At 33.5% G+C, this 1,471-nt stretch carries 2 protein-coding genes; one reads left to right on the forward strand and one right to left on the reverse strand.

The genetic code is table 11. The features are described 5' to 3' along the window. The first annotated feature begins 250 nt into the window (after positions 1 to 250). A complete protein-coding gene (locus tag WYK_RS06255) occupies positions 251 to 763 on the forward strand; it encodes a hypothetical protein (protein ID WP_051387349.1) in 513 nt (170 codons plus the stop codon). A 284-nt stretch (positions 764 to 1,047) separates the two neighbouring features. Here the strand turns inward: WYK_RS06255 and WYK_RS24850 are convergent, their stop codons facing one another. Then, positions 1,048 to 1,311: a hypothetical protein gene (locus WYK_RS24850; protein ID WP_161629113.1), complete on the reverse strand. Its 264-nt coding sequence runs from the start codon at positions 1,309 to 1,311 to the stop codon at positions 1,048 to 1,050. Between the last annotated feature and the right edge of the window lie 160 nt (positions 1,312 to 1,471).

Raw genomic sequence — 1,471 nt, forward strand, 5'->3', positions numbered from 1 at the left:
CCCCCTTGTATTTCATCCTTCATCATTGCGGTTAATAAGCGCTTGGGTGATATGCTCCGTCAATTTGATTTAAGTTTACAGCATAGATCCAGGCCTTTTGGTTTTCCTCTAATGAATCGCTCACTTTTCGTTTCCTCCTTTATTATTTATCTTAGATAAGTGCGACTGAAATAGAGTGAGTATTATATTAGGTATTTTGAAAATTGTGGTAAAATTATCTAATGACATACATTTTATAAAGGAGTTTTATTTGAAACAAATTATAATTTTTGTAGCTTTGATAGGGATTGTTTTTTTGCTATCTGCCTTTACATTAGACCAAAACTTCCCTCGCTCATATCATTATCTGATTACAAGCACCACAAATTTAGGCAATGAGAGTGTTGATGGATTGTCTTTGAATGATGATTATTACAGCAAAAAAATATCAGAAAAGTATGGGCAGAAAACAGAACAAAGTCGAGATGTTGAAAGCTATGATTACTTTCATTTAAGTAATGGAATTGAGGTAGCAGTAAATAAAAAGGGTAAAATTACTAGATTTATCATAACCGATAGTAGTTTAGAAACTGCAAAAGGAATAAAAATTGGTGATACAAAAAAGGATGTTATACAAGCATATGGAGATAATTACTATCTTCGTATAGAACAAGGTTTAGATATTATAGGTTATGTAGATAAGAAAAGAAACATATCCATAGAATTTTGGTTAGCCGATAACAAAGTTAATTTTTATCGTCTTGATAACAAATCAATGAAATAAAGCTAAGCAACTTATGCTTAGCTTTATTTGTGATAATATAGTTGTTAATATATGAGCTAATTAGTATGCTGTTTCATTCGATATTTTGAGTGTTATTTGAATTTTTCTCCACATTATCTGAACTACTTAGGTAACAGTCTCAACCTTTTTTGTGTTTCAGGGAGAAATGTAACAAACACATCAACAAAGGCAGGTGACGAACTAACCTCTATATTCAGCCTTTCAGTATGAGGCAGGATCTGATCATAATTTCCATTAGCTATTCGTATGTGTCCAGCGTTAAATTAGCTTCTAAGCATCCTGAGCAAATAACCACAGTTTTCAATTAAAACTTGATCGTATAGACTATACAATGGATTTTGTTGATAACAGGCGTTGTCCTTAAGTTCTCCTATATACTCTGATTGCACATCATCCAAATTAGAATTACCGACATTTTCTAAATGTTTTACCGTTGTGGAATAACCAATGGTCGTCAGTAGATCCGCTACAAATTGTTTGTCTTCGTCTGCTAAAACACCTGTGGATTCAAATTCGATATGACTCAAGTAATGACCTGGCGACAGAAGGGAAACATCGGATTGTTATTTTAATAAGAAAAGTTGTTACACGGAGTGTGGGACTGAACAAAATACAAGAGTTAAAGAGAGCAGCCAGAGAGTCCATCGGACTTCGTCAAGGCTCTAGCATGGCCAAATTAGAGCTGAC

The sequence above is a fragment of the Peribacillus psychrosaccharolyticus ATCC 23296 genome (genome assembly GCF_000305495.1).
Taxonomy (GTDB): domain Bacteria; phylum Bacillota; class Bacilli; order Bacillales; family DSM-1321; genus Peribacillus; species Peribacillus psychrosaccharolyticus.